This is a genomic window from Streptomyces sp. NPDC053513 (assembly GCF_044544765.1).
In the GTDB taxonomy this organism is placed as follows: Bacteria; Actinomycetota; Actinomycetes; order Streptomycetales; family Streptomycetaceae; genus Streptomyces; species Streptomyces litmocidini.
Genome location: NZ_JBITXP010000004.1, coordinates 65,491 through 90,098, shown reverse-complemented (window position 1 = coordinate 90,098; position 24,608 = coordinate 65,491). Strand labels below are relative to the sequence as shown.

The window sequence follows — 24,608 nt, the reverse complement described above, 5'->3', positions numbered from 1 at the left end:
AGGTGAACTTATGACTTCCATAAGTGCGGCTAGGTCAAGCATGGCTAGGCGGTGCCGGAGATCGCCTCGGGGTCGACGAACGCGGCGACGGTCAGCGCGGTCAGGCCGAAGAAGCCGAAGAGCGCGACGAGGGCGAAGAACAGTCCGAGGGCGAGCTCACCGCGCCGGAACAGGGCGGCCCTCGGGAGGACGACGTCCGCCGGGTCGGCGAGGTCGTAGCTGATCTTGACGGCGATGCCGCCCGCCCAGGTGAACACGTGGCGGATCCGTCCCGCGGGGTCCGTGTAGAGGTACATCCCCGGCCGCTCCGGGACCTCGGCGGCGAAAGCCGTGACGCCGTGCCGGATCAGACGCCACTCGCGGTACCAGTTGGCCAGCGCGTTCGCGCCGATGGCGAGGGCCGCCGTCAGGACGAGGCCTCCGGGTATGAGGGCGATCATGGCGACCGGCTGCCCGGCGACGGCGACGAGCACGCACATGGCGACGATCAGGCCGAGGGCGCCGACCGACAGCCACATGACGCGTCGCAGCTTTCTCGCCCGTCTGCTCAGGGGGAGCGCGCGCGTCTCGACGAGTGCGGTCCCGTCGGCCGTGGTGTCCCGGCCCGCCGCCCCGGGCAGGGCGGCGTTCACGGTGTCCGCGAACAGGGCGCCCGCCGCCTCGCTCGCCCCGGCGACCCGGTGCACGTACCGGGTCTCTCCCGCCGGGGCCGTCAGCTCGACCGTGACCGACCGCCCCTCGGCCCGTATCCGCTCGATCGCCGCCAGCGGGATGCGGACCTCCTCGTGCGGGGTGCTCAGCAACACGGCGTCGCCGTCGAGCCGGAGGGAGGTCTTCCTGGAGCCCTGGACGACGGGCGTGGAGGGAATGATCGACATGGACGGGATGGTAGGGGCGGGACCCGGTTCAGGGGAGGGGTGCCGCCCGGTGGCCGGGCGGACCGTCCGTCGTCCTCGGCCGACGGCCCGCGCGACGGCTCACTTCGGCTTGAAGAGGATCTTCTCCGAAGGGAGCGTCATCCTCACGGTGGTGGCGTCGGTGATCTCGACGATCCGCTGAAGCCCGATCTGCTCCTTCGGCCTGGCCTGCGTCAGGTCGAGGAACTTGTCCGCGGCTCCCGCCAGGTAGGCGGGGAAGGCGTCGAGCGTGGTGTAGCCGAGCGAGAAGTACTCCTTCAGGCGGCGGAAGAGCTTCGGGAGGATCACCACGTCGTCGGTGATCGACCCCATCCCGGTGATCTTCGCCCCGGAGAGGGTCACGTCGCCGAAGGCGTTGCCCGTGGTGTTCCAGATGCCCACGCCGATCCCCGCCTGCGCCTCCGCCTTGCCCTCGGCCAGCGCGTCGCGCAGGACGGGGAGCAGCCCCTGGTAGAACGTCGGATACGCCAGACCCAGGCGGAGCAGGTGGTAGTTGGCCGTCCTTTCCTTCAGGAGCCTCACCGACACGTCCAGCTCGTAGCCGCTGGGCCCCGGCGGGTCCCCGGCGCAGGCGAACGCCACGCAGCGGCCGAAGACGTCGGCGCCGTTGGTGAGGATGAAGCCCGGGACCGATTCCGGGGTCGCCGAGATCATGTCGTGCGGGTGATGGGGGTCGGGGGTGCGCTGGATGTCACGGAAGCCGAGGAAAGTCAGCAGCGCGTCCGCGGCCTCGTCGCCGAACTTGGCCGGCTGGCGCTTCTCGTCCCCGTAGTTCCCCGTGTAGTGGGTCTCCAGGGCGTCGATGCCCTCGAGCCGGACGTCGACGTGACCGTCGCGCTCCGGCTGCGGCTTCTCGCAGCCCCGGACGAGCTTCCACTCGCCCACGTAGTCCGGAATGAAGGGGACCGTGTCCCCGTCGGGGGCCGTGTGGCCCGAGAGATGGAAGGATCCCTTGATCAGCAGCATGGGCATGGTGGCTCCCACGGCGATGTGCGTGCGGCATGGAAGGGAACCGGTTCTCCTCCTTCCATGCTGCGACCGCGCACGGGGGAGCGCCATCGGGGGAGGGGCTATGGGCAGAGGCCGCAGCGACAGCAGATGGACGCTGGACGACGAGAACCACGGGCAGTTGTGGTGGACGCCGTTGGTCGTCGTGGTGCTGGCCGCCGCGACCTGGGGCCTGCTCGGGCTCGTCGAGGGCGGCTGCGAGACCGGCCCGCGGGGCGGATGCGTCGCCGCCGACGGTTACAAGGCGAACGGCTGGGTGCTCTTCCTGTCCGCGATGCCGGCGCTCTTCGTCGTGGGCACCGGGCTCACCTCGAAGCGCTGGCCACCGGCCGTTGGTGTCGCCGTCGGAGGCGCGGGGTGCGCGGTGTACGTGCTGACGCAGGGGCGCACGCCGGCGCACTTGATCACGGCGAGTGTGCTGCTCGTCCTCGCGGTGCTCGCACCGGCGTCGGTGTGGCGCCGCAGGCGTCAGCGCCGTGCGGCGGTCACCCCTTCAGGCCGCTGACGAAGGCGGACCAGGCGGCGGCGGCCACGACCAGGGCGGGGCCGTCGGGGACCTTGCTGTCCCGGACCGGGACGAGGTCGGTGACGTCGTACGAGACCTCGACGCAGTTGCCGCCCTCCCCGTTGCTGTAGGAGCTCTTGAACCAGCGGGCGTTGCTCAGGTCGTACTCGTGCATCGTCTGAAGTCCTCCGCCGCCGATTCGATCAGGGCCTGGGACGCCTCCGGCGACAAGGCGGCGACCCTGAGCAGATCGTAGGCGCGCTGTGCACGCTTCACCACTGCCGGATCGTCCAGGAGCGTCCCCGAAAACGAGGTCTCTGTATAGGCCGTTGGCGGCTGGTCCTCGAACTCCATGAGTCGAAGCGAGCCGTCCATGGAGGCGTGCGCCCCGGTCGTACGGGGCACGACCGTCACCAGTACCCACCGCTGCCGGATCAGCGTGGCGATGTGGCCCAGTTGTTCGGTCATCACCGTCGGGCCGCCGACCGGGATGCGGATCGCGTTCTCGTGCAAGGTGACCCAATACTCGGGCCTTGTAGCGTCCGCGAGGATCCTCGCCCGCTCGATCCGCGAGGTGACCTTCTCCTCGACGTACTCCTCCGTGGCGAACGGGTTGGCGGCCAGCGTGACCGCCCTCGCGTACGCCTCCGTCTGGAGCAACCCCGGCATCACCAGCGGCGCGAACTCGCACAGCTTCGTCGCCACCGCCTCCAGCTCCGCCACCGTGCTGAAATAAGACGCGTACGGCGACTTGTTGATGAGCTTGCGCCACGTGCGTTCGAAAATACCGCCGGTTTGTAGGACTTCGTCGATTCGACGCGCCACATCCAACTGCGGCTTTCGAATTCCCTGCTCGAACAGGCCGATGTACGCCCCGGATACGAACACCCGTCTGCCCAGTTCGCCCTGCGAGAGGCCCGCCGCCTCCCGCCGTTCCTTCAGGAGCTCGCCGAAGAACTCCCACGCGTCCTGCTGCTTGCTTCTGGCCATGGATTAACTCCCCCGCACTACGCCGCAGTTGTACGGCCCGCGCGTCTGCCGATTCTACGGATCTGCCCCCACCCTGGAGAGGCGAAGCGGGAAATGGATTCAGAAAGGCATACGTTGGTGAAGGAAGACATCATGAAGGCGACCACGGGGGCAGTCGGAACCGCACAAGAGGCAGTGGCGGAATTGCGCGAGGCCCTCGCGAGGGCGGGAATCACGCTCCCCTCGCTCGGGCTCGACGTCGTCACGCTCGCGGCGGAGCCCCCGCGGCCGCTCGTGGAATTGGGATGCTGCACGGTGGAAACGGCCCGGCTCCTCGCCGCCGCCGTACTGCCGAGGGAGGAGGGTCGCTCATGACGCTGCCCATCGGGTCGTACGTCGTCGAGATCCGTACCGGACGGGTCGGGAGGCTCATGGGGCGCGAGGGCCCTTATGTCCAGATCCGCCCCTTGGGGGGCGGCCGGGAGTGGGACGTGGAGCCGGAGGGGGTGCGGGAGGCCACCACGGCGGAGCGGCTGAGCGCGGCCACGGCGCACGTCAACGCCCGGAGCCGGGGCGAGGTGCCGTGAGTCCGTCCGGGTGAACGCGGCCCGTTGGTCCATCCGCCGCGCCCGCGCTGCACGCACCCCGCCGCCCCGGTTACGTGGTTGCCGCGAACCAGTACGGGTTCGTCGACCACGAAGGGAGACGAGGTGTTCGGCATGGTGGGACGAGGCCGGGTCGCGAGACCGGCCTACCGGCTGGCGGCGGTGTCCGCGGCGGCAGGAGCGTTGTTGGCGGGGGGACTCACGGGGGCGAAGGCGGCCGAGCCGGAGGGGCGGTACATCGTCGTCCTCGACGAATCGGCGCGCGGCCGGGCCGAGACGGTCGAGCAGGGCCACGGCCGGGACCACGGCGTGCGGGTGGGCTTCCGGTACCGGCACGCGCTGGTCGGGTACTCGGCGGTCGTGCCGGAGTCCCAGGTGGCCGCGCTCCGGGCGGACCCGAACGTGAAGGCGGTCGCCCCCGACCTGCCTGTGCACGCCACCCGGCAGGTGCTGCCGACCGGCGTGGACCGGATCCAGGGCGACGCGAGCAGCGCGCTCTCCGGAAACGGGACGGGGACCGTCGACACGGCGGTGGCGATCATCGACACCGGGATCGACACCGGGCACCGCGATCTCAACGTGGCCGGCGGGATCAACTGCGTGAACCTCTCGCGGCCCGGTGACTACCGGGACAACAACGGCCACGGCACCCATGTGGCCGGCACGGTCGCCGCCCGGGACAACGGCGACGACGTCGTGGGTGTGGTGCCCGGCGCCCGGCTGTACTCGGTGAAGGTGCTCGGCGCCAGCGGCAGCGGCTCCACCTCCAACATCCTCTGCGGGCTCGACTGGCTGGCGCAGAACGCCGCCCCGCTCGGCATCAAGGCCGCGAACATGAGCCTCGGCGGCGACGGCGCCGACGACGGCAACTGCGGATTCACCAACAACGACCCCGAGCACCAGGCGATCTGCCGCGTGGTGAACGACGCCGGCGTCACGCTGGTCGCCGCGGCCGGCAACAGCAGCGACGACCTGGCGAACCACACCCCCGCCGCCTTCGACGAGGTCCTCACCGTGACCGCCGCGGCCGACTTCGACGGGCAGCCCGGAGGCGGCGTCGCCGCGACCTGCCGGACGAGCAACCAGGACGACACCGCGGCGAACTTCTCCAGCTTCGCGGTCGGCGCCGCCGACGCCGCCCACACCATCGCCGGCCCCGGCGTGTGCATCAGGTCCACCCGCAACCACGGCACCACGGTCGTCTTCTCCGGCACCTCCATGGCCTCCCCGCACGTGGCCGGCACGGCCGCCCTGTGCCTCACCGGGCCCTGCGCGGGCATGACCCCCGCCCAGGTGATCGCCAAGCTCCGCGCCGACGCCGCGGCCCAGCCCGCCTCGTACGGCTTCGCGGGCGACCCGAACGCGCCCGTCGCCGGGCGCTACTACGGACACCTCGTCCACGCCGGCGGCTACTGAGCCGCCCCGCCCACGACGGAGCCCCGGGTACCCGCCCGGGGCTCCGTCGGCGTGCGCGAGAATGGGGGCATGAGTCTGTTCCGCGACGACGGCATCGTGCTGCGCACCCAGAAGCTGGGTGAAGCGGACCGCATCATCACGATCCTCACGCGCGGTCACGGCCGCGTACGCGCCGTCGCGCGCGGCGTACGCCGGACGAAGTCGAAGTTCGGGGCGCGCCTCGAACCCTTCTCGCACGTGGACGTGCAGTTCTTCGCCCGGGGGAGTGAGCTGGTCGGGCGCGGCCTGCCGCTGTGCACGCAGAGCGAGACCATCGCCGCGTACGGCGGCGGGATCGTCACCGACTACGCCCGGTACACCGCGGGCACGGCCATGCTGGAGACGGCGGAACGGTTCACCGACCACGAGGGCGAGCCCGCCGTGCAGCAGTACCTGCTGCTCGTCGGCGGTCTGCGGACCCTCGCCCGGGGCGAGCACGCCCCACACCTCATCCTGGACGCCTTCCTGCTCCGCTCCCTCGCCGTGAACGGCTACGCGCCCAGCTTCGAGGACTGCGCCAAATGCGGACTCCCCGGGCCGAACCGGTTCTTTTCGGTCGCAGCGGGCGGGGTCATATGCGGCGACTGCCGGGTGCCCGGAAGCGTCGTACCCTCTGCGGAGGCCATCGGCCTGCTCAGCGCGCTGCTCACCGGCGACTGGGCGACGGCGGACGCGTGCGAGCCGCGTCACGTCAGGGAGGGCAGCGGGCTGGTGTCCGCCTATCTGCACTGGCACCTGGAGCGCGGCCTGCGTTCCCTGCGGTACGTAGAGAAAAGCTAGGAGAGACCACTCATGGCCATCGCACGACTCCTCGGGCGCCAGCGTCGGGAGTACAGGACCCCCGAGCCGCACCCGTCCGGCGCGCGCCCGCCGAAGCTCCAGACCGAGCTGGTCCCGGAGCACGTCGCGATCGTCATGGACGGCAACGGCCGCTGGGCCAAGGAGCGCGGCCTGCCGCGCACCGAGGGGCACAAGGTCGGCGCCGAGCAGGTCCTCGACGTGCTCCAGGGCGCGATCGAGATGGGCGTGGGGGCGATCTCGCTGTACGCCTTCTCCACCGAGAACTGGAAGCGCTCGCCCGAGGAGGTGCGCTTCCTGATGAACTTCAACCGCGACTTCATCCGCAAGACGCGCGACCAGCTCGACGAGCTCGGCATCCGCGTGCGCTGGGTGGGCCGGATGCCCAAGCTGTGGAAGTCGGTCGCCAAGGAGCTCCAGGTCGCCCAGGAGCAGACCAAGGACAACACGAAGCTGACGCTGTACTTCTGCATGAACTACGGCGGCCGCGCGGAGCTCACGGACGCGGCGCAGGCGATGGCCGAGGACGTGAAGGCGGGTCGGCTCGACCCGGCGAAGATCACCGAGAAGACCATCCAGAAGTACCTGTACTACCCGGACATGCCGGACGTGGACCTGTTCCTGCGGCCCAGCGGCGAGCAGCGCACCTCCAACTACCTGATCTGGCAGAGCGCGTACGCCGAGATGGTCTTCCAGGACGTGCTGTGGCCCGACTTCGACCGCCGCGACCTGTGGCGGGCCTGCGTCGAGTACGCCCAGCGCGACCGCCGCTTCGGCGGCGTCGACCCGGCCGACCTCGCCGTCCTCGACAAGGCCTGAGTCGGCCGTGGGGGAGGGAGTGGAGCTCGTCTACTCGGCCGAGTTCGCCGAGGTGAAGGAGGCGGTGCGGGTGCGGCTGCGGGCCACGGTCTGGTGGCGGCTGCTGCGCTGGGCGGCCTGGGGGGCCGGAGCGCTGGCCTTCGCGGCGGCGGGGCTCGTGCTGTTCCTGCCCGGCGACCCGGAACCGGCGGTCGCCGCCGAGATGATCGTCCTCGGACTGGTGGCCGCGTGCGCCGCCGAGCTGGTGCCCTGGGCGACGGCCTACAGCCTCTTCCGGATGATCGGCTCCCAGGGCGAGGCCCGGGCCGTCGTGGGCGAGGAGGGGGGCCGCTGGACCACCCGGGACACCGACACGGTGATCCGGTGGGCGATGCTGCCCCGGTACGTGGAGACGTCCCGGATGTTCGTGCTCCTCACGGCCAGGCAGTCGGGCACGGGCTTCGCCTATCTGCCCAAGCGCGGCCTCGCCGACCCCGCCGACGCCGACCGGCTCCGGGCGCTCCTGGACCGGAGCATCGTCCGGGCCTGAACCCGTGCGAAAGGGCCCGCACCGGATCGCTCAGGTGCGGGCCCCACGTATGTCAGGTCACTTCTCGGCGCACTCCGCGCACGTGCCGAAGATCTCGACCGTGTGCGCCACGTTCACGAAGCCGTGCTCCGACGCGATCGCCTCGGCCCACTGCTCCACCATCGGGCCCTCCACCTCCACGGCCTTGCCGCAGACGCGGCAGACCAGGTGGTGGTGGTGGTCACCGGTCGAGCAGCGGCGGTAGACCGTCTCGCCGTCGCTGGTGCGCAGCGCGTCCACCTCGCCCGCGTCCGCGAGGGACTGGAGCGTGCGGTAGACGGTGGTGAGGCCGACGGAGTCGCCGCGGTGCTTGAGCATGTCGTGCAGCTCCTGGGCGCTGCGGAACTCGTCCACCTCGTTCAGTGCCGCCGACACGGCGGCCCGCTGCTTGGTCGAGCGGCCGCGTACGGGGGGTCCTGCCGTCGCCACGGGGGCCTCCTTGGATGCTTGTCTGCCCCGCCATTCTGCCAGCCCCCCGTGCCCCCGGGATCAGTCGAGGATCAGACCTTCACGTCGTCCGTGGGCCGCCGGGTGGCCGGAACCTTCGCGTCGCAGGCCCTCGTGGCCGCTTCCGCCGCCCGGGCCCGCCGCCTGGCGAGCGGGGTGGCGAGCAGGGTCAGGACGATGAAGATCCCGATCGCGTAGAGGACGATCGTCGCGCCGGGCGGCGCCTCCACGTAGTACGTGGTGACCGTGCCGGACAGGGCCACGACGACGCCGATGACGACCGCGCCCACGAAGGTCGCGCGGAAGGACTTCGACAGCTGCTGGGCCGCCGCGACCGGCACCACCATCAGCGCGCTGACCAGGAGCAGGCCGACGACCCGCATGGCGACCGTGACGGTCACGGCGGCGGTGACGGCGATCAGCAGGTTCAGGGCGCGCACCGGCAGGCCGGTGACGCGGGCGAACTCCTCGTCCTGGCTGACGGCGAAGAGCTGCCGGCGCAGGCCGACCGTGACGAGGACCACGAAGGCCGCCAGGATCGAGATCGCGGTGACGTCCTCGGGCGAGACCGTGGAGAGCGAACCGAAGAGGTACGAGGTGAGGTTGGCGTTGGAGCCGGTCGGCGAGAGGTTGATCAGCAGGACGCCGCCCGCCATGCCGCCGTAGAAGAGCAGGGCGAGCGTGAGGTCGCCGCGGGTCTTGCCGTACGCCCGGATCAGCTCCATCGCGACGGAGCCGGCGACGGCGACGAGGGTCGCCATCCAGACCGGGCTGGAGTTCAGCAGGAAGCCGAGGCCGACGCCGGTCATGGCGACGTGCCCGATGCCGTCGCCCATCAGAGCCTGGCGGCGCTGGACGAGGTAGACGCCGACGGCGGGCGCGGTGATGCCGACGAGGAGGGCGGCGAGGAGCGCCCGCTGCATGAAGGCCGGTTCGAGGAAGTCCATGGTCAGGTCAGCAGTCCCGTGCGGAGCGGCTCGTCGGCCGCGTGCGGATGAACGTGGTCGTGGCCGGGCAGGGCGTGCTGGCCGAGGGCCTCGGGCGGCGGGCCGTCGTGGACGACGCAGCCGTCGCGCAGGACGACCGCGCGGTCGATGAGGGGCTCCAGGGGGCCCAGCTCGTGCAGGACGAGGAGGACGGAGGTGCCGCCGGCGACCTGCTCGCGCAGGGTCGCGGCGAGGATCTCCTGGCTCGCGAGGTCCACGCCGGCCATCGGCTCGTCCATGATCAGGAGTTCGGGCTCGGAGGCCAGGGCGCGGGCGATGAGGACCCGCTGGTGCTGGCCGCCGGAGAGCGCGGAGACGGAGTCGGCGGCGCGGTCGGCGAGGCCCACGAGGTCGACGGCCCGCTCGACGGCGGCCCGGTCGGCCTTCGTCAGCCAGCCGAACTTCCGGCGGGAGAGCCGGCCGGAGGAGACGACCTCGCGGATGGTGGCGGGGACGCCGCCGGCGGCGGTGGTGCGCTGCGGCACGTAGCCGACGCGGGCCCAGTCGCGGAACCGCTTCCGGTCGGTGCCGAACAGCTCGATCGTGCCGCCGGTCAGCGGGACCTGGCCGATGATCGAGCGGACGGCGGTGGACTTGCCGGAGCCGTTGGCGCCGAGCAGGGCGACGACCTCGCCGGGACGGACGGTGAGGTCGACGCCCCGGAGGACGGGGCGGGCGCCGAGGGCCGCCGTGGCTCCGCGGACGGAGATGACGGGGTCGTCGTTCTCGTTCAAGGCTGTCTCCTACTTCGCGCCGAGCGCGGTCTTCAGCGCGGCGAGGTTGGACCGCATGACCTCGATGTAGTCGCGGCCCTCGGACTTGTCGGTGATGCCTTCGAGGGGGTCGAGGACGTCGGTCCTCAGTCCGGTGTCGCCGGCGAGGGTCTTCGCGGTCTTGTCGCTCGCGAGCGTCTCGAAGAAGACGGTGGAGACCTTGTCGCGCTTCGCGATGTCCTGGAGTTCCCTGACGCGGGCGGGGCTCGGCTCGGACTCGGGGTCGATGCCGGTGATGCCCTCCTGCTCCAGGCCGTACCGCTCGGCGAGGTAGCCGAAGGCGGAGTGGGTGGTGATGAAGGTCTTCGTGGCGGTGTTCTTCAGGCCCGTCTCGAACTCGGTGTTCAGGTCGCCGAGCTTCTTCACCAGGGCGTCGGTGTTCTTCCGGTAGTCGGCGGCGTTCGCCGGGTCGGCCTTCTCCAGGGCGCCGCCGACGCCCTTGGCGACCTCGGCGTACTTCACGGGGTCGAGCCAGACGTGGGGGTCGGAGCCGGCCTCGGAGCCGTGGTCCTCGTGGTCCGCCTCGCCGTGGCCGTGGTCGTGGCCGACCTCGGTGCCGTGGGCTTCGAGCTTCGTGAGGGCGGCGGCGTCGACGGTGTTCTTCACGCCGGCCTGGGCGATGGCGTCGTCGACGGCGGGCTGGATGCCCTTGAGGTAGAGGACGACGTCGGCCTCGCCGAGCTCGCCGATCTGCCGGGGCTTGAGCTCCAGGTCGTGAGGTTCGACGCCGGGCCTGGTGAGCGTGTTCACGGCGACGTGGCCGCCGCCTATCTGCTCGGCCAGGTACTGCATGGGGTAGAACGACGCCACCACGTCCAGCTTGCCGTCGCTCCCCTTGTCCGCGGCGTCGGAGGTCCCGGAGCAGGCGGAGAGGGAGACGACGCCGAGCGCGACGGCTCCGGCGAGGGCGGTGGCGGGTATCAGGCGGCGTACGTTCATGACAGTCATTTTCAACAAAATTGGAAACGGTTGTCAATTGCCCTGGGTGTGCCCCCGGCCACCCGGGGCCCGGTGCGGAACCGATTTGATACGGGGGGCGTGCGCGCCGGTAACCTGTGGCATTCGCACTTCGTCGTCGTAATGAAGAGAGCACCGTGGCCGCCGACAAGATCGACACCATCGTCAGCCTGAGCAAGCGCCGTGGCTTTGTTTTCCCCTGCAGTGAGATCTACGGCGGTCAGCGGGCCGCCTGGGACTACGGACACCTGGGCGTCGAGCTCAAGGAGAACATCAAGCGCCAGTGGTGGCGCTACATGGTCACCTCGCGCGAGGACGTCGTCGGCATCGACTCGTCGGTCATCCTGGCCACCGAGGTCTGGGAGGCCTCCGGTCACGTCGCGACCTTCACCGACCCGCTGACCGAGTGCACCTCCTGCCACAAGCGCTTCCGCGCCGACCACCTGGAGGAGGCGTACGAGGAGAAGCACGGCCGTCTCCCCGAGAACGGCCTCACCGAGCTCAACTGCCCCAACTGCGGCAACAAGGGCACCTTCACCGAGCCCAAGCAGTTCTCCGGCCTGCTCTCCACGCACCTCGGCCCGACCCAGGACACCGGCTCCGTCGCGTACCTGCGCCCCGAGACCGCCCAGGGCATCTTCACCAACTTCGCCCAGGTGCAGACCACCGCGCGCAAGAAGCCCCCGTTCGGCATCGCGCAGATGGGCAAGTCCTTCCGGAACGAGATCACTCCGGGCAACTTCATCTTCCGCACGCGCGAGTTCGAGCAGATGGAGATGGAGTTCTTCGTCAAGCCGGGCGAGGACGAGCAGTGGCAGGAGTACTGGATGGAGCAGCGCTGGAACTGGTACACCGGCCTGGGTCTCCGTGAGGAGAACATGCGCTGGTACGAGCACCCGCAGGAGAAGCTCTCCCACTACTCGAAGCGCACCGCCGACATCGAGTACCGCTTCCAGTTCGGCGGCAGCGAGTGGGGCGAGCTGGAGGGCGTCGCCAACCGCACCGACTACGACCTGAGCGCCCACTCCAAGGCCTCCGGCGCCAACCTGTCCTTCCTGGAGCAGGAGTCCGGCGAGCGCTACACGCCGTACGTCATCGAGCCCGCGGCCGGTGTCGGCCGCACGATGCTGGCCTTCCTGCTCGACGCGTACATCGAGGACGAGGCCCCGAACGCCAAGGGCGTCATGGAGAAGCGCACCGTGCTGCGCCTCGACCACCGCCTGGCCCCGGTCAAGGTCGCGGTCCTCCCGCTCTCCCGCAACGCGGAGCTCTCCCCGAAGGCCAAGGGCCTCGCGGCGGACCTGCGCCAGAACTGGAACATCGAGTTCGACGACGCCGGCGCCATCGGCCGCCGCTACCGCCGCCAGGACGAGATCGGCACGCCGTACTGCGTCACCGTCGACTTCGACACCCTCGAGGACAACGCGGTGACCGTGCGCGAGCGCGACACCATGAAGCAGGAGCGCGTCTCCCTCGACCAGATCCAGGGCTACCTGGGCAGCCGTCTGCTGGGCTGCTGAAGCCGGTCGCGCACGGGAGAGCCCCCGGTTCCTGGACGGAACCGGGGGCTCTCCCGCGTCTCGTACGTCAGGCGGTCGCGGGGGCGGCAGCGGCGGCCGCCTCCGCCTCGGCCTGGCGCCGGGCCCCCTCCGCCGCGCGGCGCTTCCCGAACCAGGCCGTCCACACGCCGAGGGCGCCGAGGACCCCGTAGAGCAGGATCGGGCTGACCGTGACCATGGTCCTGGTCGGCAGCGCGTACGCGAGGGCGATGCGGACCACCGCCTCCGCCACGTACGCCACGCCCCACACCAGCGTCATCGTGCGCATGGTGGAGCGGAAGCCCTCGTACTGCCACATGCCGTTCCACCAGGCCGTGGACGCCGGGGTCCCGTCGGTCGCGAACTTGCGGCCGAAGTAGAACATCAGCGGGCGCGGGGCGAGCAGCGTCCCCAGGCAGAGCAGCCCGAACAGGCCCGTGACCGACGAGTCCTTGACCAGGAGCGCGCGGGCGGTGTGGGCGCCGACCAGCGAGACCACGGCCGTGATCACCAGGAAGACCAGGGTGACCATGGCGAACTCGTCGATCTTGCGGCGCCAGGCGGCCATGACCGCGGTGTCGAGGACCGGCCACGCGCTGCTGAGGAGCAGGGCCGAGAACTCGGACCAGCCGTGGTCCTCCGTCAGCGTGTTGTACGTGACGATCGGCGCGACGACGTTGAGGCCGATGGTGAGGACCCACCCGAGCGCGGAGGCCCCGCCCGATCGTGCCGGCTTGGCGGGTGTGGACATGGTTCCCCCTGGGTGTTCTTCACGGTCTCGCGGTCGCGGTGCGGGGGAACGCTAGTCACGCACCGGACAGGGAAGGGGAAACTCCACGCCAAATGATCTTCAAAACGGGACGTTCCTCAGGCCCGTAGTGCTCGCTGGACCAGGGAGACGACGGCCGTGAACGCGTCCTCGACGCCCGGAGCCGACCAGTCGGCCGCGTGCGCCGGGTTGTGGAAGCGGTCCGTGGCGTGGAAGACCGCGCGCGCCGTGCTCGTGAAGTCCCGCTCCGGGGCCGCGAACAGGCCCTCGCGGTGACCGTCCTCCAGGATGCGCGCGATCTGCTCGACGAGGTGCTCCTCGTGCCGGTCGACGACCGCGCTGTTCTCGCCGATCAGCACCTGGAAGGTGGCCATCAGCTCCGGGTCGCCGCCCGCCTTCTTGCGCTTCAGGGCGAACAGGGCCGTGAGCCAGTCGGTCAGCCGCCCGTCCGCCGGGCCCTCCGCCTCGACGTACGGCACGAGCGCGACGATCGTCCGCTCCAGCCACCGCTCCGTGACCGCCTCGCGCAGCGCCGCCTTGGTGCGGAAGTGGCGGTAGACGCTGCCGTGGCTGACGCCGAGGACCCGGGCCACGTCGACGACGGTCGCCTTCGCGGGGCCGTAGCGTCGCAGCACCTCCTCGGTGGCTTCGAGGATGCGCTCTGCGGTCAGGGTCTCGGTGGCGGCCATGCGACGACAGTACCCGTCAGCGCTCGCTGTCCAGATGGGCCATCTGGGCCTCCGGGTAGCGGGCGCCGGCCGCGGCGTCCGCCGGGACGGCCTCCTCGATCGCGGCCAGGTCGGCGGCGTCGAGCGTGACGTCCAGGGCGCCGAGCGCCTCCGCGAGCCGGTCGCGGCGGCGGGCGCCGACGAGGGGCACGATGTCCTCGCCCTGGGCGAGCACCCAGGCGATCGCGGTCTGCGCGACCGTGACGCCCTTGGCCTCGGCGACCGCGCGCAGCCGGTCCACCAGGTCCAGGTTCCGGTCGAGGTTCTCGCCCTGGAAGCGCGGGGACATCCCGCGGAAGTCGCCGGCGCCGAGCTCCCGGTCCCGGGTGAAGTGGCCGCTGATCAGACCGCGGGAGAGGACTCCGTACGCGGTGACGCCGATGCCCAGTTCACGGGCGGTCGGCAGGATCTTCTCCTCGATGCCCCGGGAGATCAGCGAGTACTCGATCTGGAGGTCCGCGATCGGGGCGACGGCCGCCGCCCGGCGCAGGGTGTCCGCGCCGACCTCGGAGAGGCCGATGTGCCGGACGTGCCCGGCCTCGACCAGCTCGGCGATGGCGCCGACGGTCTCCTCGATCGGCACGTCCGGGTCGACGCGGGCGATCCGGTAGACGTCGATGTGGTCGGTGCCGAGGCGCTGGAGCGAGTACGCCGCGAAGTTCTTCACGGCGGCCGGGCGGCCGTCGTAGCCGGTGAAGCCGCCCTCGACCGTGCGCAGGGCGCCGAACTTCACGCTGGTCAGGGCATGCTCGCGGGCGGCGGTGGGCGCCGTCCGCAGGGCCTCGGCGATGAGCAGCTCGTTGTGGCCCATCCCGTAGAAGTCGCCCGTGTCGAGCAGGGTGATCCCGGCGTCCAGGGCCGCGTGGATCGTCGCGATCGACTCCGCGCGGTCGCTCTCGCCGTACAGCGCGGACATGCCCATGCAGCCGAGGCCGAGCGCGGAGACGGTGGGGCCGGTGGCGCCGAGGGGGCGGGTGGGGACGGCGTTCTCGAATGTGACGGTCTTCGGTGTAGTGGTCATGAAACAACCATGACATGTGCGATGACAGATTTCAATATCTGTCACTCCATCCCCCGTTTTCGGTCTACCTCACCGCGCGGGGGAGGCGCAGGCTCAGCAGGAACGTCACCGCCACCACCCCCAGCTGGACCAGGAGCGTCGTCCGCAGCGCCGTCCCCATCTCCGCCGGCGAGGAGGCCAGCGACAGGAAGAGCGAACCCAGCGTCGCCACGCCCAGCGTCAGCGCCGACTGCTGCGTGGTCACCATGACCCCGCTGCCCACGCCCGCCCGCTCCGACGGGACCTCGGACAGCACCACCCGGAACAGCACCGGCAGCTGGAGCCCCTGGCCGAGACCCGCCACCGCCATGCCCGGCACCAGGTCCCCGACGGAGAGCCCCTGCCAGTCGCGCCCCACCGACCAGGCGATCGCGGCGATGCCGAGCCCCTGGAGCAGGGCCCCCACCGGCACGATCCGGGTGCCCCAGCGCCGCACCAGACGCGGCCCCGCGAGCGAGGCGCCGAAGAACGCCAGCGCCATCGGCACCAGCGCCAGGCCCGAGGCCACCGCGCCCATCGCCAGACCCTGCTGGAGCGCCACCGCGATCACGAACATGAAGCCGCTGAAGCCCAGCGAGAGCGGCAGCACCACCAGCAGCCCGCGCCGCAGCGGGACCAGGGCCAGCAGGCTCGGCGGGACCAGCGGCACGGCGCCCCGGCGGTCCGCCCGCCGCTCCACCCACCAGAAGGCCCCCGCCGCGAACGGGAACAGCGCGAGCGACACCCAGGTCCACAGCGGCCAGCCCGCCGCCCGGCCCTCCGTCAGCGGCGCGAGCAGGGCGAGCAGCGCGAGCGCGAGCAGCAGCGTGCCCGGCACGTCCACCGGCGCCGGACGGTCCGAACGGGTCTCCGGCACGGTGCGCAGGGCGAGGGCCAGGCCCGCCACCGCCACCGGCACGTTCACCAGGAACACCGCGCGCCAGCCGGAACCCGCGACGTCGGCGGTCACCAGGACCCCGCCCAGGATCTGGCCGCCCGCCATCGCGAGACCGGCCGTCGCCCCGTACAGGCTCAACGCCCGCGCCCGGCGCGGCCCCTCCGTCGAGGAGTGGATGGTCGCGAGCACCTGCGGCAGCATCAGCGCCGCCGCCGCGCCCTGCGCCACCCGCGCCGCGACCAGGGTCCAGGCGTCGGGGGCGAGCCCGCAGGCGAGCGAGGTCAGGCCGAAGGCGGCCATGCCGGCGAGGAAGAGGCGCCGGCGGCCGAAGAGGTCGCCGAGCCGCCCGCCGAGGACGAGCAGCACCGAGTAGGCCAGGCCGTACCCGGCGACGACCAGTTCCAGGAGCGCCGGCCCGGCGGCCAGGTCGTGGTCGATGGACGGCAGGGCGACGTTGACGATGAAGAAGTCGATGAGGGGGAGCGCGGCACCGAGGAGGACGGTGAACAGGCCGAGGGCGCCGAGCGCCGGGGGCGGCGCCTGGCGGCCGGCCGGGGCCGCGGTACGGGCGGAAGGGGTGGTCGTAGTCACGGAACCGAGCCTCCGCCGCCGCTCAGCCTGGTACCAGAGTGTCTTTATCCTGGTACAAGCACTACCTGGAAACCGGCTGACCCCCTCGGCACCCTGGAGGCATGACCGTCATGTCGATGAGCGGATCCGGACAGGACGTGCGGCGGCACGAGCTCGCCGCCTTCCTGCGCAGCAGGCGCGAGCGCATCACCCCCGAGCAGGTCGGCCTGCCCCGGGGCCGGCGCCGCCGCACCCCCGGACTGCGCCGCGAGGAGGTCGCGCACCTCTCCGCCGTCGGCGTCACCTGGTACACCTGGCTCGAACAGGCCCGCGACATCCAGGTCTCCCCGCAGGTCCTGGACGCCCTCGCCGGAGCCCTGCTGCTCGACCCGACCGAGCGCAGCCACCTCTTCGCCCTCGCCGGGGCCGCCGACCCGCACCCCGAGGCGTCCTGCTCCGCCGTCACGCCGACCCTGCGCCGGCTGCTCGACCAGCTGGAGCCCGTGCCCGCCGCGATCCAGAACAGCCGCTACGACTTCCTGGCCCACAACCGCACCTTCGGGAAGCTCTTCTGCGACCTCGACGCACTGCCCCGCGAGGACCGCAACTCCCTCTGGCTGGCCTTCACCGACGAGGACTTCCGGGCCTCCGTCACCGACCTGCCCGAGGTCATGCGCGCGCTCGCCGGAAAGCTCCGCGCCGCCATGGCCGAGCACCTGGCCGAGCCCGCCTGGAAGGAGCTCGTACGCCGCCTCGAAGAGGCCTCGCCCGAGTTCCGGGAGCTCTGGGCCCGGCACGAGGTGGTCGCCCCCGGCGGCCGCGTGAAGGTCATCCGCAACGCCCGGGTGGGACTCCTCAGCTTCGAGCACACCAACCTCTGGCTCGGCCCGAACGCCGGGACCCACCTCGTCACGTACGTCCCCGTGGACGACGCCACCCAGGAGGGCGTCGCCCGCCTCCTCGACCTGGTGGTGCGGGAGCGGGAGGCTCAGGGCGTGCTGACGGCGGTCTGAGGGTCGTCCTCCGCGTGCGGTCCGCCGGGCCGGGGCTCCCCCTCCTGCGCCAGGCACCGCGCCGTCCGCTCCGCCGTGCGCCGGGCCCACGGGCCGCTGGTCAGCGCCCCGACCGCCAGGACGGCGAGCCCGCAGCCCGTGATGATCCAGTAGCCGGGGCGGGCCGCCGCCACGAACGCGTCCGCGTGCGGCAGGGCGCCGACCCCCGCCGCCAGGACCGTGCCGATCACCGCGACCCCCAGCGTCTGGCCGACCTGGCGGCTCGTCGAGGCCACCGCCGCCGCCACCCCGGCCTGCGCGCGGGGCATCCCGGAGACGGCGGTGTTCGTGATCGGGGCGTTCACCAGGCCGAAGCCGATGCCGAAGACCACGTACCCGGTGAAGAGCAGCGCGTCGCTCGTCTCGGCGGCGAAGGCCGCGAAGAGCAGCGGCCCGGCCGCCATCGCCGTCCCCGCGAGCAGCAGCGAGGGGCGCGGTCCGCGGGCCGCCGTGAGCCGCCCCGACAGCGGGGCGAAGACGAAGGTCATGCCGGCCATCGGCAGCATCCAGAGCCCGGCGGACAGCGGGGAGAGCCCGCGCACGTCCTGGAGGTACAGGGTGTTCAGGAAGAGGAAGCCGCCGAGCGAGGCGAAGGCGCAGACCGCGATGACGGTGGCCCCGCTGAACGGCGCGCTGCGGAAGAACCGCAGGTCGATCAGGGGCTCGCGGCGCCGGGGCTCGTAGAACAGGAGGCCGGCGAGCGCGACGGCCGCGACGCCGGCGAAGAGCGGGTCGGTCTCGATGATCGCGTACGTGAGCGAGCCGAGGAGCGCCGTCACCAGGACCTGCCCGACGGGGTCGGGGCGCCGGGGCCGGGGCGCGCGGGACTCGGGGACGTACCGCAGGGTGAGGAGCAGGGCGGCGAGGGCGACCGGCAGGTTCACCCAGAAGATCGCCCGCCAGCCGACCGACTGGACGAGCACCCCGCCCACCAGCGGCCCGGCGGCCATGGAGACGCCGACGACCCCGCCCCAGACGCCGATGGCACGCGCGCGTGCCGCCGGGTCCGTGAAGGTGTTGGTGATGATCGACATGGCGACCGGGTTCAGCATCGAGCCGCCCACGGCCTGGACCGCCCGGAAGGCGATCAGGGCCTCCAGGTTCGGCGCGAGGGAGCAGAGCAGCGAGCCGAGCGCGAAGACGGCCAGGCCGGTGACGAAGACCTTGCGGCGGCCGATCCGGTCGGCGGTGGAGCCGGCGAGCATCAGCAGGGAGGCGAGGACCAGCGTGTAGGCGTCGATCACCCACTGCATGCCGGCGACGGTGGCGCCGAGGTCGCGCCGCATGGCGGGCAGGGCGACGTTGAGGGCGGTGTTGTCCAGGCTGACGATCAGCAGGCTCATGCAGCAGATCGCGAGGACGACGAGGCGGCGACCGCGTGTGAGCTCGGGCATGTGCGGATCGTATGGCTGTCTAAGAAACTCCGCAGTGCGGGACAATGGCCGAATGACCGCGTTCACCCCTCTCGCCATCGGGCCGCACATCGTGCAGCCCCCGGTGGTCCTCGCCCCCATGGCCGGCATCACCAACGCCCCCTTCCGTACCCTCTGCCGTGAGTTCAGCGGCGGCAAGGGGCTGTTCGTGAGCGAGATGATCACGACGCGCGCCCTGGTCGAGCGCAACGAGAAGACGATGCAGCTCATCCGCTTCGACGAGACGGAGAAGCCGCGCTCGATCCAGCTGTACGGTGTCGATCCGGTGACGGTCGGCAAGGCGGTGCGGATGATCGTCGACGAGGACCTGGCCGACCACATCGACCTGAACTTCGGCTGTCCGGTCCCCAAGGTGACGCGGAAGGGCGGCGGCTCCGCCCTGCCCTACAAGCGGCCGCTGCTGCGGGCGATCCTGAACGAGGCCGTGACCAACGCGGGCGACCTGCCGGTCACGATGAAGATGCGCAAGGGCATCGACGACGACCACATCACCTATCTCGACGCCGGGCGGATCGCCGTCGAGGAGGGCGTCACCGCCATCGCCCTGCACGGCAGGACCGCCGCCCAGCACTACGGCGGCACGGCCGACTGGGACGCGATCGCGCGGCTCAAGGAGCACGTGCCGGAGATCCCGGTGCTCGGCAACGGCGACATCTGGTCGGCGGACGACGCGCTGCGGATGATGCGCGAGACGGGCTGCGACGGCGTCGTCGTGGGCCGCGGCTGCCTGGGCCGCCCCTGGCTCTTCGGGGACCTGGTGGCGGGCTTCGAGGGCACCGGCGCGTACGCGCAGCCGGGGCTGCGGGAGGTCGCGGACGCGATGGTGCGGCACGCGCGGCTGCTCGGCGAGTGGCTGGGGGACGAGGCACGCGGTGTCATCGACTTCCGCAAGCACGTGGCCTGGTACCTGAAGGGCTTCGCGGTCGGCTCGGAGATGCGCAAGAAGCTCGCGATCACCTCGTCCCTGGACGAGCTGCGCGCTCAGTTGAGCGAGCTGGACCTGGACCAGCCCTGGCCGGTGGGTGCGGACGGCCCCCGGGGTCGTACGTCCGGAAACAACCGGGTTGTCCTGCCGGATGGCTGGCTGAAGGACCCGTACGACTGTGCCGGAGTGAGCGAGGACGCCGAGCTGGACACGTCCGGAGGGTGAGATTCCGCCCCTCTGGGGGGAGTGATCCTCGCCACCCTTGAGGGGGGTTGCGCTCAGATGAGCGCATCAGGGTCAGCTGTACAGCCTGAAGGGGTGGCACCGAGTGCCACCCCTTTTGTGTTCAAGAGTTGAACGCAAATGCTCGATTGGGCGCTCATAAGAGCGACTCTCCCCTGATTTGAGTCAACTGGCCTTCGGGGCGTGAAACCGAATACTTCGCATCGGTAACTTTCGAAGTGCTGGCGGATGGGTGGTTAAGACCGTGTGACCGGCAGGCGTACCTCCCTAGAAGCCTTCGATCTGGGTATGTTCCTCGCCGTCAGGGCAGCCAACCGAGTCGTCGAGGAGTCGAGACCCGTGTCGGGAAACATTGATCAGAAGTTCGTGTACGACTTCACCGAGGGCAACAGGGACCTGAAGGACCTGCTCGGTGGCAAGGGCGCCAACCTCGCCGAGATGACCAACCTCGGCCTGCCGGTGCCTCCGGGCTTCACGATCACCACCGAGGCGTGCAAGGTCTACCTCGAGAGCGGCTCCGAGCCGGTCGAGCTCCGCGACGAGGTGACCGCCCACCTCGACGCCCTCGAGCAGAAGATGGGCAAGAAGCTCGGCCAGGCCGACGACCCGCTGCTCGTCTCCGTCCGCTCGGGCGCGAAGTTCTCCATGCCGGGCATGATGGACACCGTCCTCAACATCGGCCTCTCCGACGAGTCCGTGAACGGCCTCGCCCGCCAGGCCGACAACGACCGCTTCGCGTGGGACTCGTACCGCCGGCTCATCCAGATGTTCGGCAAGACCGTCCTCGGCGTCGACGGCGAGCTCTTCGAGGAGGCCCTCGACGAGGCCAAGGCCGCGAAGAAGGTCGCCAGCGACACCGACCTGGACGCCGCCGACCTCAAGAAGGTCGTCAAGCACTTCAAGAAGATCGTGAAGGCCCAGACCGGCCGCGACTTCCCGCAGGACCCGCGCGAGCAGATGGACCTCGCCATCGAGGCCGTCTTCAACTCCTGGAACACGGACCGCGCCAAGCTGTACCGCCGCCAGGAGCGCATCCCGGGCGACCTCGGCACCGCCGTCAACGTCTGCTCGATGGTCTTCGGCAACCTCGGCCCGGACTCCGGCACCGGCGTCGCCTTCACCCGCGACCCCGCCTCCGGCCACCAGGGCGTCTACGGCGACTACCTGCAGAACGCGCAGGGCGAGGACGTCGTCGCCGGCATCCGCAACACCGTGCCGCTCGCCGATCTCGAGCAGATCGACAAGAAGTCGTACGACCAGCTCATGCAGATCATGGAGACGCTGGAGACCCACTACAAGGATCTCTGCGACATCGAGTTCACCATCGAGCGCGGCCAGCTCTGGATGCTCCAGACCCGCGTCGGCAAGCGCACCGCCGGTGCCGCCTTCCGCATCGCCACGCAGCTCGTGGACCAGGGCCTGATCGACGAGGCCGAGGCGCTCCAGCGCGTCACCGGCGCCCAGCTCGCCCAGCTGATGTTCCCCAAGTTCGACGAGAACGCCAAGGTCGAGCAGATCGGCCGCGGCATCGCCGCCTCCCCGGGCGCCGCCGTCGGCAAGGCCGTCTTCGACTCGTACACGGCCGTCAAGTGGTCCCGCTCCGGCGAGAAGGTCATCCTGATCCGCCGCGAGACCAACCCGGACGACCTGGACGGCATGATCGCCGCCGAGGGCATCCTCACCTCCCGCGGCGGCAAGACCTCGCACGCCGCCGTCGTCGCCCGCGGCATGGGCAAGACCTGTGTCTGCGGCGCCGAGGAGCTGGAGGTCGACACCAAGCGCCGCCGGATGACCACGGCCGACGGCCAGGTCGTCGAGGAGGGCGACGTCGTCTCCATCGACGGCTCCACCGGCAAGGTCTACCTCGGTGAGGTACCCGTCGTGCCGTCCCCGGTCGTCGAGTACTTCGAGGGCCGCATGCACGCCGGCGCCGACGACGCCGACGAGCTCGTCCAGGCCGTGCACCGGATCATGGCCTACGCCGACCGCGTCCGCCGCCTCCGCGTCCGCGCCAACGCCGACAACGCCGAGGACGCCTCGCGCGCCCGCCGCTTCGGCGCCCAGGGCATCGGCCTGTGCCGCACCGAGCACATGTTCCTCGGCGAGCGCCGCCAGTACGTCGAGCGGCTCATCCTCGCCGACACGGACGCCGAGCGCGACGAGTCGCTGAAGGCGCTGCTCCCGCTGCAGAAGCAGGACTTCATCGAGCTCTTCGAGGCCATGGACGGGCTGCCCGTCACGGTCCGCCTGCTCGACCCGCCGCTGCACGAGTTCCTGCCCGACATCACCGAGCTGTCGGTGCGCGTCGCCCTCGCCGAGTCCCGCAAGGAGCCGCACGAGAACGACCTGCGCCTGCTCCAGGCCGTGCACCGGCTGCACGAGCAGAACCCGATGCTGGGTCTGCGCGGCGTCCGCCTCGGCCTGGTCATCCCCGGCCTGTTCACCATGCAGGTCCGGGCGATCGCGGAGGCCGCGGCCCACCGCATCGACGCCAAGGGCGACCCGCGCGCCGAGATCATGATCCCGCTCGTCGGCACCGTCCAGGAGCTGGAGATCGTCCGCGAGGAGGCCGAGCAGGTCATCGCCGAGGTCCAGGCGCAGACCGGCGTCGAGCTGAAGCTCGCGCTCGGCACCATGATCGAGCTGCCGCGCGCCGCCGTGACCGCCGGTCAGATCGCCGAGGCCGCGGAGTTCTTCTCCTTCGGCACGAACGACCTCACGCAGACGGTCTGGGGCTTCTCCCGCGACGACGTGGAGGCCTCGTTCTTCACCGCGTACCTGGAGAAGGGCATCTTCGGCGTCAGCCCCTTCGAGACCATCGACAAGGACGGCGTCGGCTCCCTGGTGCGCAGCGCCGTCCAGGCCGGCCGGGCCACCCGCCCCGACATCAAGCTCGGCGTCTGCGGCGAGCACGGCGGCGACCCGGAGTCGGTGCACTTCTTCCACGAGGTCGGCCTCGACTACGTCTCCTGCTCGCCCTTCCGGATCCCGGTGGCGCGCCTGGAGGCCGGCCGTGCCGCGTCCGGCGCGAAGGGCAGCGACAGCCGCTGAGTCCACCGGGGCCGCCGTCGGTCTCCCTCACCCTCACCGACGGGCGGCGGCTCCGGATTCACAAAAGAGACGGGACGGACACCTTTGTGCGGAGGTGTCCGTCCCGTTGTTCGTTTGTTCGTCGGGCTGATGTGAGTCAATGTTCAATTGCGGCCGTTTGAATTATTGGCCATTGAACTTCTGGATTCCTCGACGCAAAGAACGGAGCGGGCGCGACCCCCGGATCCCCACCCGGAGGCCGCGCCCTTTACCGATGCCGGGCAGGTGAGCCACAACCTCGCCGACCGCCGCCGGACGGGCAAAGCCCCCCACGGTCTTCACCACGTCACCTCGGTCCTGAAGGTTTCCTGCCCGACCCGTACAGCTTTTCGGTTCCCCCCTGATCGCCGCGATGCCTTTCAACTGTGGCTGAAACACCCTGGTAACGTGCAGTGATGCTGTGCATACTCGTCGTCGGGGGTGGTTGCGAGTGCACAGGTGGGGACGTTCATGCTGCGGATTCATTTCACCGGAGAAGACCTGGCGGGGGTGCGGACGGCCGCCCGGCCGGACGTTCTGTGGGAAACGATTCTGAGCTTTCACCGTTTAAGAGACCGGCGCGGCTCCGTCGTCTACGGGGAATGGCGCTCGGACGCCCGGATGCGGCTCGGCGGCGAGACCCGGCTCCTCGCCGCACTCGTTCCCAGCCGCGGCTATTTCCCCGACTTCCTGACGCCCGCCGAAGGAGTCCACGGCCTCGACGAGGGCCTCCAGGCGATCCGCGCCACCGAACCCGGCCGGCTGCGCGGCGAACTCTCGCTGCTCGCCGCCGACCGCTCCGGCGCCCGGACCGTGCCCCACTCGCTGCGCGCCCTCGCCGACGGCGGCGCGGAGCCCTTCGACCGGCTCGTGGGGGCCCTGCGCGGCTACCACCGGGCCGCGATCGAACCGTACTGGCCGCACATCCGGGCCCGCGTCGAGGCCGACCGGGCCCGCCGCGGCCGGGCCCTCCTGGACGGCGGCGCCGAGGAGCTGCTCGCCTCGCTGCCGCCGATGCTGCGCTGGCGGGCGCCCGTCCTGGAGGCGGACTACCCCGTCGACCGGGACGTCCACCTCGACGGGCGCGGGCTGCTGCTCCAGCCCTCGTTCTTCTGCCGGGGGACCCCGGTGGTGCTGCGCGACCCCGCGCTGCCGCCGGTCCTCGTCTACCCCGTCACGCACGGCGAGGCGCCGACCGTCCGCTCGCCGGGCGGCTCCTCGCTGGCCAAGCTGGTCGGCCAGACCCGCTCGGCCGTCCTGCACGCCATCGGGGACGGCGGGACGACCAGCGAACTGGCCCGCAGGGCCGGGGTGTCGCTGGCCTCGGCCAGTCAGCACGCGGGCGTGCTGCGCGAGGCCGGACTCATCGCGACCCTCCGCCACGGCAACGCGGTCCTGCACACGCTGACGCCGCTGGGCGCCGCCCTCCTCGGCGGCGCCCAGCGGACGGTGGACCTGCGCTGCTACCCGGGCGGTCGGGCGAAGAACGGGCAGGTCACGTCGTAGCTACGCGCGGAGAGCGCCCGGCGCCTCGTGG

General features: G+C 71.2%; 25 protein-coding genes. 12 read left to right on the top strand and 13 right to left on the bottom strand.

What is annotated here, in order from left to right:
• Positions 1-44: 44 nt before the first annotated feature.
• Positions 45-878 carry a hypothetical protein gene (locus tag ACIGW4_RS08275; protein ID WP_399579224.1) on the bottom strand — a complete coding sequence of 278 codons (834 nt, stop codon included), beginning with the start codon at positions 876-878 and terminating at the stop codon, positions 45-47.
• A gap of 99 nt (positions 879-977) precedes the next feature.
• Positions 978-1,889: a nuclease gene (locus tag ACIGW4_RS08270; protein ID WP_359587630.1), complete on the bottom strand. Its 912-nt coding sequence runs from the start codon at positions 1,887-1,889 to the stop codon at positions 978-980.
• Positions 1,890-1,989: 100 nt separating this feature from the next.
• On the opposite strand from ACIGW4_RS08270, the gene ACIGW4_RS08265 reads away from it, so the two are divergent.
• Positions 1,990-2,430 carry a hypothetical protein gene (locus tag ACIGW4_RS08265; protein ID WP_148086872.1) on the top strand — a complete coding sequence of 147 codons (441 nt, stop codon included), beginning with the start codon at positions 1,990-1,992 and terminating at the stop codon, positions 2,428-2,430.
• Here ACIGW4_RS08265 and ACIGW4_RS08260 read toward each other — a convergent pair.
• The gene (locus tag ACIGW4_RS08260) at positions 2,411-2,605 is read right to left on the bottom strand and encodes a DUF397 domain-containing protein (RefSeq protein WP_399579221.1); all 195 of its coding nucleotides are present in this window, start codon (positions 2,603-2,605) and stop codon (positions 2,411-2,413) included. The two genes, ACIGW4_RS08265 and ACIGW4_RS08260, sit on opposite strands and share 20 nt — an antisense overlap.
• Positions 2,587-3,420: a Scr1 family TA system antitoxin-like transcriptional regulator gene (locus ACIGW4_RS08255; RefSeq protein ID WP_399579219.1), complete on the bottom strand. Its 834-nt coding sequence runs from the start codon at positions 3,418-3,420 to the stop codon at positions 2,587-2,589. The genes ACIGW4_RS08260 and ACIGW4_RS08255 overlap by 19 nt, the downstream gene beginning before the upstream one ends.
• A 132-nt stretch (positions 3,421-3,552) precedes the next feature.
• On the opposite strand from ACIGW4_RS08255, the gene ACIGW4_RS08250 reads away from it, so the two are divergent.
• The 6 genes from ACIGW4_RS08250 to ACIGW4_RS08225 all read left to right on the top strand — a co-directional run bounded on the left by ACIGW4_RS08250 (position 3,553) and on the right by ACIGW4_RS08225 (position 7,605).
• Positions 3,553-3,774 carry a hypothetical protein gene (locus ACIGW4_RS08250; protein ID WP_190156855.1) on the top strand — a complete coding sequence of 74 codons (222 nt, stop codon included), beginning with the start codon at positions 3,553-3,555 and terminating at the stop codon, positions 3,772-3,774.
• Entirely contained in the window at positions 3,771-3,986 is a 216-nt protein-coding gene (locus tag ACIGW4_RS08245; RefSeq protein ID WP_123452141.1) for a hypothetical protein, read from the top strand. Before ACIGW4_RS08250 ends, ACIGW4_RS08245 begins: the two co-directional genes overlap by 4 nt.
• Positions 3,987-4,118: 132 nt before the next feature.
• Positions 4,119-5,420 carry a S8 family serine peptidase gene (locus ACIGW4_RS08240; protein ID WP_399579217.1) on the top strand — a complete coding sequence of 434 codons (1,302 nt, stop codon included), beginning with the start codon at positions 4,119-4,121 and terminating at the stop codon, positions 5,418-5,420.
• 69 nt (positions 5,421-5,489) lie between these two features.
• Positions 5,490-6,239 carry a DNA repair protein RecO gene (gene recO / locus ACIGW4_RS08235; RefSeq protein WP_123452137.1) on the top strand — a complete coding sequence of 250 codons (750 nt, stop codon included), beginning with the start codon at positions 5,490-5,492 and terminating at the stop codon, positions 6,237-6,239.
• A 12-nt stretch (positions 6,240-6,251) separates the two neighbouring features.
• Entirely contained in the window at positions 6,252-7,076 is an 825-nt protein-coding gene (locus ACIGW4_RS08230) for an isoprenyl transferase (protein WP_123452135.1), read from the top strand.
• A 7-nt stretch (positions 7,077-7,083) separates the two neighbouring features.
• Positions 7,084-7,605 (top strand): YcxB family protein, encoded by a 522-nt coding sequence (locus ACIGW4_RS08225; RefSeq protein WP_359587635.1) that lies wholly within the window; start codon positions 7,084-7,086, stop codon positions 7,603-7,605.
• A 57-nt stretch (positions 7,606-7,662) separates the two neighbouring features.
• Here the strand turns inward: ACIGW4_RS08225 and ACIGW4_RS08220 are convergent, their stop codons facing one another.
• The 4 genes from ACIGW4_RS08220 to ACIGW4_RS08205 form a co-directional block, all read right to left on the bottom strand.
• Complete coding sequence (locus tag ACIGW4_RS08220) at positions 7,663-8,073, bottom strand: Fur family transcriptional regulator (protein WP_123452131.1); 411 nt, start codon at positions 8,071-8,073, stop codon at positions 7,663-7,665.
• A gap of 71 nt (positions 8,074-8,144) precedes the next feature.
• Complete coding sequence (locus ACIGW4_RS08215) at positions 8,145-9,038, bottom strand: metal ABC transporter permease (protein ID WP_123452129.1); 894 nt, start codon at positions 9,036-9,038, stop codon at positions 8,145-8,147.
• Between the two features lie 2 nt (positions 9,039-9,040).
• Positions 9,041-9,811, bottom strand: coding sequence for a metal ABC transporter ATP-binding protein (locus tag ACIGW4_RS08210; RefSeq protein WP_123452127.1), 771 nt, complete (start codon positions 9,809-9,811; stop codon positions 9,041-9,043).
• Between the two features lie 9 nt (positions 9,812-9,820).
• The gene (locus ACIGW4_RS08205) at positions 9,821-10,789 is read right to left on the bottom strand and encodes a metal ABC transporter substrate-binding protein (RefSeq protein ID WP_398708803.1); all 969 of its coding nucleotides are present in this window, start codon (positions 10,787-10,789) and stop codon (positions 9,821-9,823) included.
• 155 nt (positions 10,790-10,944) lie between these two features.
• On the opposite strand from ACIGW4_RS08205, the gene ACIGW4_RS08200 reads away from it, so the two are divergent.
• Positions 10,945-12,327: a glycine--tRNA ligase gene (locus tag ACIGW4_RS08200; RefSeq protein ID WP_123452122.1), complete on the top strand. Its 1,383-nt coding sequence runs from the start codon at positions 10,945-10,947 to the stop codon at positions 12,325-12,327.
• 67 nt (positions 12,328-12,394) lie between these two features.
• Here ACIGW4_RS08200 and ACIGW4_RS08195 read toward each other — a convergent pair whose 3' ends face one another.
• From ACIGW4_RS08195 to ACIGW4_RS08180, 4 genes are all read right to left on the bottom strand, one after another.
• Entirely contained in the window at positions 12,395-13,096 is a 702-nt protein-coding gene (locus tag ACIGW4_RS08195) for a VC0807 family protein (RefSeq protein WP_123452120.1), read from the bottom strand.
• Between the two features lie 116 nt (positions 13,097-13,212).
• Positions 13,213-13,803 (bottom strand): TetR/AcrR family transcriptional regulator, encoded by a 591-nt coding sequence (locus tag ACIGW4_RS08190; RefSeq protein WP_123452118.1) that lies wholly within the window; start codon positions 13,801-13,803, stop codon positions 13,213-13,215.
• 16 nt (positions 13,804-13,819) lie between these two features.
• Positions 13,820-14,863, bottom strand: a complete 1,044-nt coding sequence (locus ACIGW4_RS08185; RefSeq protein ID WP_398708806.1) for an aldo/keto reductase — start codon at positions 14,861-14,863, stop codon at positions 13,820-13,822.
• 64 nt (positions 14,864-14,927) lie between these two features.
• A complete protein-coding gene (locus ACIGW4_RS08180; protein ID WP_399579210.1) occupies positions 14,928-16,370 on the bottom strand; it encodes an MFS transporter in 1,443 nt (480 codons plus the stop codon).
• 101 nt (positions 16,371-16,471) lie between these two features.
• Between ACIGW4_RS08180 and ACIGW4_RS08175 the strand changes: the two genes are divergently transcribed.
• Positions 16,472-17,362: a helix-turn-helix domain-containing protein gene (locus tag ACIGW4_RS08175; protein WP_399579209.1), complete on the top strand. Its 891-nt coding sequence runs from the start codon at positions 16,472-16,474 to the stop codon at positions 17,360-17,362.
• On the opposite strand, the gene ACIGW4_RS08170 is transcribed toward ACIGW4_RS08175, so the two are convergent.
• Entirely contained in the window at positions 17,338-18,795 is a 1,458-nt protein-coding gene (locus ACIGW4_RS08170) for an MFS transporter (RefSeq protein ID WP_123452110.1), read from the bottom strand. The two genes, ACIGW4_RS08175 and ACIGW4_RS08170, sit on opposite strands and share 25 nt — an antisense overlap.
• 52 nt (positions 18,796-18,847) lie before the next feature.
• On the opposite strand from ACIGW4_RS08170, the gene dusB reads away from it, so the two are divergent.
• The 3 genes from dusB (at position 18,848) to ACIGW4_RS08155 (ending at position 24,577) form a co-directional block, all read left to right on the top strand.
• Positions 18,848-19,984: a tRNA dihydrouridine synthase DusB gene (gene dusB, locus ACIGW4_RS08165; protein WP_123452108.1), complete on the top strand. Its 1,137-nt coding sequence runs from the start codon at positions 18,848-18,850 to the stop codon at positions 19,982-19,984.
• A gap of 357 nt (positions 19,985-20,341) precedes the next feature.
• Entirely contained in the window at positions 20,342-23,053 is a 2,712-nt protein-coding gene (gene ppdK / locus ACIGW4_RS08160; RefSeq protein ID WP_123452106.1) for a pyruvate, phosphate dikinase, read from the top strand.
• A gap of 489 nt (positions 23,054-23,542) precedes the next feature.
• Complete coding sequence (locus ACIGW4_RS08155) at positions 23,543-24,577, top strand: helix-turn-helix domain-containing protein (protein ID WP_185094529.1); 1,035 nt, start codon at positions 23,543-23,545, stop codon at positions 24,575-24,577.
• Positions 24,578-24,608 lie beyond the last annotated feature (31 nt).

Bases quoted from the DNA above. Each gene is read 5' to 3' on its own strand.
- ACIGW4_RS08275 (WP_399579224.1), bottom strand. From the start codon at position 878: ATGTCGATCATTCCCTCCACGCCCGTCGTCCAGGGCTCCAGGAAGACC.
- ACIGW4_RS08270 (WP_359587630.1), bottom strand. From the start codon at position 1,889: ATGCCCATGCTGCTGATCAAGGGATCCTTCCATCTCTCGGGCCACACG.
- ACIGW4_RS08265 (WP_148086872.1), top strand. From the start codon at position 1,990: ATGGGCAGAGGCCGCAGCGACAGCAGATGGACGCTGGACGACGAGAAC.
- ACIGW4_RS08260 (WP_399579221.1), bottom strand. From the start codon at position 2,605: ATGCACGAGTACGACCTGAGCAACGCCCGCTGGTTCAAGAGCTCCTAC.
- ACIGW4_RS08255 (WP_399579219.1), bottom strand. From the start codon at position 3,420: ATGGCCAGAAGCAAGCAGCAGGACGCGTGGGAGTTCTTCGGCGAGCTC.
- ACIGW4_RS08250 (WP_190156855.1), top strand. From the start codon at position 3,553: ATGAAGGCGACCACGGGGGCAGTCGGAACCGCACAAGAGGCAGTGGCG.
- ACIGW4_RS08245 (WP_123452141.1), top strand. From the start codon at position 3,771: ATGACGCTGCCCATCGGGTCGTACGTCGTCGAGATCCGTACCGGACGG.
- ACIGW4_RS08240 (WP_399579217.1), top strand. From the start codon at position 4,119: ATGGTGGGACGAGGCCGGGTCGCGAGACCGGCCTACCGGCTGGCGGCG.
- recO (WP_123452137.1), top strand. From the start codon at position 5,490: ATGAGTCTGTTCCGCGACGACGGCATCGTGCTGCGCACCCAGAAGCTG.
- ACIGW4_RS08230 (WP_123452135.1), top strand. From the start codon at position 6,252: ATGGCCATCGCACGACTCCTCGGGCGCCAGCGTCGGGAGTACAGGACC.
- ACIGW4_RS08215 (WP_123452129.1), bottom strand. From the start codon at position 9,038: ATGGACTTCCTCGAACCGGCCTTCATGCAGCGGGCGCTCCTCGCCGCC.
- ACIGW4_RS08205 (WP_398708803.1), bottom strand. From the start codon at position 10,789: ATGAACGTACGCCGCCTGATACCCGCCACCGCCCTCGCCGGAGCCGTC.
- ACIGW4_RS08195 (WP_123452120.1), bottom strand. From the start codon at position 13,096: ATGTCCACACCCGCCAAGCCGGCACGATCGGGCGGGGCCTCCGCGCTC.
- ACIGW4_RS08190 (WP_123452118.1), bottom strand. From the start codon at position 13,803: ATGGCCGCCACCGAGACCCTGACCGCAGAGCGCATCCTCGAAGCCACC.
- ACIGW4_RS08185 (WP_398708806.1), bottom strand. From the start codon at position 14,863: ATGACCACTACACCGAAGACCGTCACATTCGAGAACGCCGTCCCCACC.
- ACIGW4_RS08175 (WP_399579209.1), top strand. From the start codon at position 16,472: ATGACCGTCATGTCGATGAGCGGATCCGGACAGGACGTGCGGCGGCAC.
- ACIGW4_RS08170 (WP_123452110.1), bottom strand. From the start codon at position 18,795: ATGCCCGAGCTCACACGCGGTCGCCGCCTCGTCGTCCTCGCGATCTGC.
- dusB (WP_123452108.1), top strand. From the start codon at position 18,848: ATGACCGCGTTCACCCCTCTCGCCATCGGGCCGCACATCGTGCAGCCC.
- ACIGW4_RS08155 (WP_185094529.1), top strand. From the start codon at position 23,543: ATGCTGCGGATTCATTTCACCGGAGAAGACCTGGCGGGGGTGCGGACG.